This is a genomic window from Cohnella sp., from assembly GCF_041640265.1.
Classification (GTDB): Bacteria; Bacillota; Bacilli; order Paenibacillales; family Paenibacillaceae; genus Cohnella.
On sequence record NZ_JBEQAP010000097.1, the window covers coordinates 1 to 6,584 of the forward strand.

The following is a 6,584-nucleotide window of genomic DNA, read 5'->3' on the forward strand; positions in this document are numbered from 1 at the left end:
TAGAAGCTTCCAGGCCAACAAGAACTGCGGGAACCGCAGGGATCGCTTGCTCAACTTCACTTCGGATGAGGTGATTACGCAAGAATCTCCCACTTCAACGCAAATGCGTAAGTGGGGGAGTGTTCAAATCTACAATTTTTTTGAAAATCTTGCAGTTATACGTTTTTGCGCAGTAAAATTGAAAGGCGGTTTGACGAGACAAAGAAAAGAGGAACTTAATTGGGAGTAGTTACTAAACAAGCTTTAATCAGAAAAAAGATCATGAAGGCAGTTACCGTGATTGTTGGCGGTTTTATTACGGCTTACGGTTTGGAAGCGGTGCTTATCCCCAACAGCGTATCGGATGGAGGGGTGACCGGCCTAAGCATCGTCGGCTCGCAATGGACCGGGCTGCCTTTGGCGCTGCTGCTGGCGTTGATCAACATTCCTTTTGTTTTCTTGGGTTACAAGCAGATCGGCAGAAGCTTTGCCATTTATTCGGTGCTTGGCATTGCATCGCTTGCGATAGGCACGACGGTCATGCATCATATCCCGACGATTATTAAGGGCGATACGCTATTGATTACCGTCGTAGGCGGTATCATTATCGGTTTCGGCATGGGGCTGGCGCTGCGTAACGGAGGAGCTTTGGACGGAATCGACATGCTGGCCGTATTGCTGTCCAGAAGGCTGCCGTTCGGAACGAGCGACCTGATTTTATTCCTGAACCTGTTCGTCTTCATGATCGTCTCGACGGTGTTCGGGCTTCAAGGGGCTATCTTGTCGGGGATTGCTTATTTTATCGCTGCCAAGGTCATTCATATCGTGGAAGAAGGATTCAGCGGCTCCAAAACGTATAAAATCATTACCAGCCAAGCGGAAGAGATGATCGAGACGATTCGCGACCGATTGGGAAGAAGCTCGACCTACACATTTGTCCACGGCGGCTATTCCAATGAGCAATTCAAGGAAATCACCTGCGTGATCAACCGGCTTGAGGAAAGCAAAATGAGAGAAATCATTAATGAAATCGACGATAAGGCCTTTATTATTGTGTATGACATAGCTGAAGTGAAGGGCGGCAATTTCCGTAAGCACAATATCCACTAGACGCTATCGCGCGATTATCTCCTAAAATTAGTCCACCTATTCTATAGATGACGAACCGAGGCATCTGAGAGGGATGGTAAGCTTGATTCGCCAATTGCGGCCGGATGCCCACGTGACAGCCGCGAAGGATGGGGCCGCTGCGTTGGAGCAGGTCAGGCTGATCTGCCCGGAAGCAGATCAGCCATCTCGTCACGGAAAATAAATTACGAAATCAAGCTGAAGGAACAGGAGGCGGAAATTCAAGTTCTTACTCTTTACTCAGCTCCTCGAATACCCTTATAGACAGATTCGCACAGCTCCGTTGAAAACCTGCCTGACATTCCTTCAAGCGCCGTATTGGTGAACGCTACAACACTAAGCTCCTCTCTCGGATCAACAAACCAGGAGTGACCATAGGTGCCGCCCATCCGCCACGTTCCCGGCGATTCCGGTGTATTGGCATCCGTTGGGTCTTTAAGCAGCGTGAAACCAAGTCCAAAGCCTCTCCCCGGCCAATAGGGCATCACAAGGTTACCAATTTGATTGGTTGTCATTTCCATAACAAGAGCCTCCGGCAGAATTGGATTTCCTCCTTGTCTCAAAGCTTCCAGCAGTTTAAGAAAGTCTCCTGCGCTGCCAATCATGCCGGCTCCCCCGGAAGGATAAGCTGTCTTATCGGTAAACCTATTGGGTGAAAGGAGGAATCCTGCCGTCCCCTCCACGAAAGGAACGGTATCAAAATCGTGCAAGCGCCGGGGCTCTCCAGCGCTGTCTGCGTAAGCTGTGGTCAATCTGTCCGTGTCCACGACCTTGAAATCCGTGTCCATCATGGAAAGCGGGTGAGTTACAAGCATCCGTACAGCTTCACTAAGCGGCATTCCAGTAACCTTTTCGATGACCGCTCCGAGCACGTCTGTTGCTATGGAATACCTCCACATTTTCCCCGGCTCATATAGAAGAGGTACAGAAGCGAGTCTTTGAAGATTCTCTTCAAGTGTAATTCCCGCCAAATCCATGCCGTCCGATACCCCAGCAAGCTCATAAGTTCCCTTTTCTTCCTGGAAGAAACGGTAAGTTAAGCCTGCAGTATGCGTCATCAGATGGTGAACGGTCATGGGAACATACTGTCCGTTTGGCAGTTTGGGACGAAAGGCGGGCAACCATTTTTCTACCAGATCGTTTAACTGCAATCTCCCTTGCGAAATTAATACTAAGGCTGCCGTTGACACGACCGGCTTGGTTACCGAAGCATATCTGAACAAAGCATTTTCCCGCGTCGGCCGTTTCTGCTCACGATCTGCCCAACCAGCAGGCCTGCTGTAAACGAGGTTTCCGCCTAATGCAATTTGGACGACGGTACCCACGATCCTATTTTCCTCAAGTGTGCGGTCAATCACCTCATTGACGCTTTTATGCAGCAATTCCAGATCAATTTTTCTCATGCTTCTTATCCTCTCCTGCTGTAATTTCTTGATTATTTAAAGCAAGTGTGTTTATTATATAAATAATTTCTGCTTCCTTACATAAAACAAACAAGGCGAAAGATGAGATTCTCGATGATTATAACGGTATTCAAAGTAAATAACTTATAAATTAAAAGGTGTGATTCTTTTGGACGAAATCGATAAAAACATCCTGCTCCATTTGCAGAACCAGGCGAGATTGTCAATGACAGATTTAGGAAAGCTGGTGGGACTGTCTCAGCCAGCCGTAACTGAACGTGTAAAACGCATGGAAGAAAAGGGGGTTATCGAGGAATACCGAACCGTCATTTCTTCGCAAAAAGTGGGTAAGCAATGCACAGCCTATATGCTTGTTCGCACCCGGGATTGCTATCCTTTCCTTGATTTTTGTCGTTCATCACCGGAGGTCACGGAATGTTATCGGATAAGCGGAGAGCATAATTATTTATTGAAGGTCCTCACGGAAACAACCCAGGAGCTGGAGGAGTTTGAAAACCGGTGCGATCAATACGGAACCTATACGACTCTGATCGTAATGTCTTCACCGATCGCTTATAAAAATCTCATTGGAGAAACGAATTTGCTCGCATAGATGTCTATAATCCCAAAAAAATGAATCCGCCTTGCAGCGGATTCATTTTTTTGCTTATGTTACACATACTCATGGAATTCCTTAGGAAGGAAAGCCATGCTTTTTAGCTAGGTAAGCTGCAAATAAGGAGGGAAGCAGCAGGATGATTAATGAGCCCGGAAGAAATCCGGCTCCAAGCAGTTCGAGAAGAAACCCGCCGATAATGCCTCCTCCGCCGATTGCCACATTCCACGCGGTAACCAGCATCGATTGGGTTATATCTGCGCTTTTTCCCCCAGCTTGTGCTATTGCTGTTTGCAGTAAAGTGGCCGCCCCGCCAAACGTAAGCCCCCACACCGTAACACCAAGAATGATGATTGCAGGTTGATTCATTCCGATTCCCAAGGCTGCAGAAGCCAAAGCAAATCCTGTGATGCTGATTAAAACCAGCATTCTTAGAAAACGGTCAATCAGCATGCCTATCCCCCAAATACCGACAACCGAGGTAATTCCGAAAATAAGAAGAACCAAATCCACTCGCTGAGCAAACGCGGTTTCGGCAAGATACGGTGCAATATATGTGTACAATATATTGTGAGCTAGTACCCATGCCAAAACGACGAACAGAATCGGCCGTACACCGGGAATCAGGAAAACCTTGTGAAAAGGGAGCTGATCACCGGAAGGCTCGCCAGCATAATCCGGCACCTTCCAGAGCACCCAGCCAATAAGGGCTGCAGCCAGTAATGATACAGCTCCGAAAATGAGACGCCACCCTGTATAAGTACCGAAAAAAGTGCCAAGCGGAACGCCCAGCGCCAATGCCAACGGGGTGCCGACCATGGCTATGGCCATCGCTCTTCCTTTCAGCGAATCAGGCACCATGCGCCGCGCATAACCGGCCGTCATCCCCCACAGAACACCTGCCGAGACACCTGCGAAGAAACGCGCGACAAGCGTCAGCACATAAACGGAAGATAACGCGGTGATGGTGTTAAATACAAGAAAGCCGATGATGCACAGCAGCAGAAGTGGCCGTCGCCTCCACCCGCGGGTAGCCGTTGTCAAAGGAATGGCGGCCAGAAGAGATCCAACCGCATAGAGAGTGACCAATTGTCCAGCAAGAGCTTCTGTGACCCCAAGATCCTGTGCAATTTGCGGCAGTAATCCAGCAGGCAGGCTTTCCGTAAGAATGCAGATGAATCCCGCCATGGCTAAGGCCAGCAGCCCGACCCACGGAAGACGTTTGGAAGACGACACATTTGCACCGCCTTTTCTTATAAGAACAGTGTTTGAGTTCACGAAACAGTCTCCTTTATTTTTTTGCCGGTTTAATAGCTTTCGCTTCCGTATAAGCTTATATAAATAAAACACTTCTTTACATGGATCATTAAAGGAGGATGGAGTAAATTAAGAGGGAAATACATTTATTTTCATAGAAATTGCATGATTTTAAAGGCGAAAACGGCAGTATCGTAAGATGCGGCCTGCCTAATGATAAATCGTAATCGACGAGCTTGAGACGTGCGGTGGAGATCCAGCTGCCGCTGCGGCCGATTCTTCGTGGCGGCGACCTCGCACCGACCGTCCATTTTCCGGTGAAATAACGCTACCCCACTCGTAGAATTCTTCAATTATTGGTAAAATATTGGAGGATTAGCAGGAATATTGGCGAAGGCGGTGCCGCATGTCTCTTGTGTTTAATAAAAGAAAGTCGCAATCCTCCTCCGGCAACAAAACCGGCAGTCACCAGAACAGGAAGTTCGGCCCTATTCCTCAACCGAGTACCGTTGGTGATTCGCTCTTGGAGCTTCAGCAGTCCATAGGCAACCAGGAAGTGGATAGGTTGTTAAAGGGCGATACTCCCGATGAGCTCTCGATGAAGTCCGGGTCGTCGAACGACATGGAAGATTTGCTGCTTGATTTCGGAGAAGAGGAGAAGAAGCGGGAGGACACGGAGAAGGTGAACCGTTCTCTCAAACCGTCGGTTCCGATGGAGACGCTGCAGGATCAATTTGCGGAGGTGCTTGAGGAAGCTTCCGACTACGTGAAGATGCCGGATTACATCCAGACGCTGGCCCAATCGAACGAAGAGATGTACGACTTGCCTCCCGATGAAGCGCGGTTCGAGATGAACAAGTTGGTGCAGGCACCTGCACAAACTCGCCCAGGCCAAATATGCCGAACAGAACGTCAAGGTACTTGCGAGGTTTTTCGTGCAGGACGAAAACTCCGGCGTGACGCATCCCGGTTTGAATTCGTGGGCTCACTTGGCCGGGGAGCGGTCGAATCTTTCCGACTAAACCGTTCAGCAAAGCGCGAAGCAGCATATGAAGTACGGGCACGACGTTCCCGGCAAGGAGGGGATTATGAAGAACAGTCCCTTCGTGTCGACGACGGAGGATCTCGGGATGGCCTTGCTGGCAGACAGCAAGTATAACAAGAGGAAAAACATGGCGCGCATGACGTCTCGGTTAGACGCCCCGGGGGACAATCGCAAAACCGACCTGCGGAAGCAAATGATGATGAAGAAATCGTCGTCCGCTCCGTCCGAGCAGGTCGGAGGAAAATATTACTCGGAGCGGATCGATCGGCTGATCTACGGACACGGGAGTGAGGGGATGAATCGGAACTTGATGAGCCAAGCTCCCGTAGCCAACAAATTGGCGTTTATCGCGGTGAACTCCGGGGCCGATCATCTGTACACGCCGGAGGATGTCCAGGGCGAACCGATGGATTGCTGCACGCTGGAGGCGGAGAATACGGTGTTTGCTCCCGACCAGGACCTGAACGAGCTCGCGTTGCATGTTCAGGATAACAGCATGGTCGCGCTGAAAAACGAGGGCAAGCTTTGAAGCACGGTTCATCCCGGAATGCGCACAGCTAGTGTGGCGAAGAAGCTCGATGGTTTCGGGCTTCTTTTGCTTTATCTTGCCTCTCTCGGTGGGCTGCCCTAACTGTACCTGAACTTCCTGACCCTTTTTTTGGCCGGGGTACACGCTCACGAATGTGTCATCTTGATGAACACGCCATACTTTGTGATTTTAATCACAATCATATTCTGAAAATGGCCTTACAATAAAGACATGAAAGACAGACAGCCAACGAGGACGGTGATCCCGATGTCAACGAATCGATCTCATACATCGGTGAATAAGACGATACAGACCAACGGATAATCGGAAGTCAGGTAAGACTTCGCAAAAACCAAACCTAACAAGGAGTGAGTACCATGATGAAATTTTGGAGAGAAAACCGCATAGCGGCGGTATTGATAACGATCGTAAGATTCGTAGTCGGATATGCCTGGTTGACGGCCGGATGGCACAAGTTGACCGGCGAGACGCCGTTTAACGCAGCAGGCTTCCTGAACAACGCGATCAACAACCCGATCGTCGACAAGGCGACAGGAGAAGCGGTCTACCCGACCTACCTCGCGTTCGTTGAGCACTTCGCCCTCCCGAACGTCAAGCTCATTAACA

8 protein-coding genes and 1 pseudogene are annotated in these 6,584 nt (G+C 49.4%); 6 read left to right on the top strand and 3 right to left on the bottom strand.

The features are described 5' to 3' along the window. Positions 1–261: 261 nt before the first annotated feature. Together ACESLK_RS29625 and ACESLK_RS29630 are read left to right on the top strand one after the other, a co-directional pair. Positions 262–1,089 carry a YitT family protein gene (locus ACESLK_RS29625; protein WP_373233457.1) on the top strand — a complete coding sequence of 276 codons (828 nt, stop codon included), beginning with the start codon at positions 262–264 and terminating at the stop codon, positions 1,087–1,089. Positions 1,090–1,162: 73 nt separating this feature from the next. Beyond that, positions 1,163–1,291 carry a hypothetical protein gene (locus ACESLK_RS29630; protein ID WP_373233448.1) on the top strand — a complete coding sequence of 43 codons (129 nt, stop codon included), beginning with the start codon at positions 1,163–1,165 and terminating at the stop codon, positions 1,289–1,291. Between the two features lie 52 nt (positions 1,292–1,343). Here ACESLK_RS29630 and ACESLK_RS29635 read toward each other — a convergent pair whose 3' ends face one another. Beyond that, positions 1,344–2,510 carry a serine hydrolase domain-containing protein gene (locus ACESLK_RS29635; protein WP_373233449.1) on the bottom strand — a complete coding sequence of 389 codons (1,167 nt, stop codon included), beginning with the start codon at positions 2,508–2,510 and terminating at the stop codon, positions 1,344–1,346. 169 nt (positions 2,511–2,679) lie between these two features. Between ACESLK_RS29635 and ACESLK_RS29640 the strand changes: the two genes are divergently transcribed. Continuing rightward, complete coding sequence (locus ACESLK_RS29640; protein ID WP_373233450.1) at positions 2,680–3,123, top strand: Lrp/AsnC family transcriptional regulator; 444 nt, start codon at positions 2,680–2,682, stop codon at positions 3,121–3,123. An 81-nt stretch (positions 3,124–3,204) separates the two neighbouring features. Here the strand turns inward: ACESLK_RS29640 and ACESLK_RS29645 are convergent, their stop codons facing one another. Together ACESLK_RS29645 and ACESLK_RS29650 are read right to left on the bottom strand one after the other, a co-directional pair. After that, positions 3,205–4,404, bottom strand: a complete 1,200-nt coding sequence (locus tag ACESLK_RS29645; RefSeq protein ID WP_373233452.1) for an MFS transporter — start codon at positions 4,402–4,404, stop codon at positions 3,205–3,207. Between the two features lie 131 nt (positions 4,405–4,535). Beyond that, positions 4,536–4,736: a hypothetical protein gene (locus ACESLK_RS29650; RefSeq protein ID WP_373233454.1), complete on the bottom strand. Its 201-nt coding sequence runs from the start codon at positions 4,734–4,736 to the stop codon at positions 4,536–4,538. A 53-nt stretch (positions 4,737–4,789) separates the two neighbouring features. Here ACESLK_RS29650 and ACESLK_RS29655 point away from each other — a divergent pair, with 53 nt between their 5' ends. The 3 genes and pseudogenes from ACESLK_RS29655 to ACESLK_RS29665 form a co-directional block, all read left to right on the top strand. Then, a complete protein-coding gene (locus ACESLK_RS29655; RefSeq protein WP_373233455.1) occupies positions 4,790–5,542 on the top strand; it encodes a hypothetical protein in 753 nt (250 codons plus the stop codon). Further along, positions 5,514–5,957 (top strand): hypothetical protein, encoded by a 444-nt coding sequence (locus ACESLK_RS29660; protein ID WP_373233456.1) that lies wholly within the window; start codon positions 5,514–5,516, stop codon positions 5,955–5,957. The genes ACESLK_RS29655 and ACESLK_RS29660 overlap by 29 nt, the downstream gene beginning before the upstream one ends. Positions 5,958–6,334: 377 nt before the next feature. Beyond that, a pseudogene (locus ACESLK_RS29665) lies at positions 6,335–6,584 on the top strand (Crp/Fnr family transcriptional regulator); the annotation flags it as partial.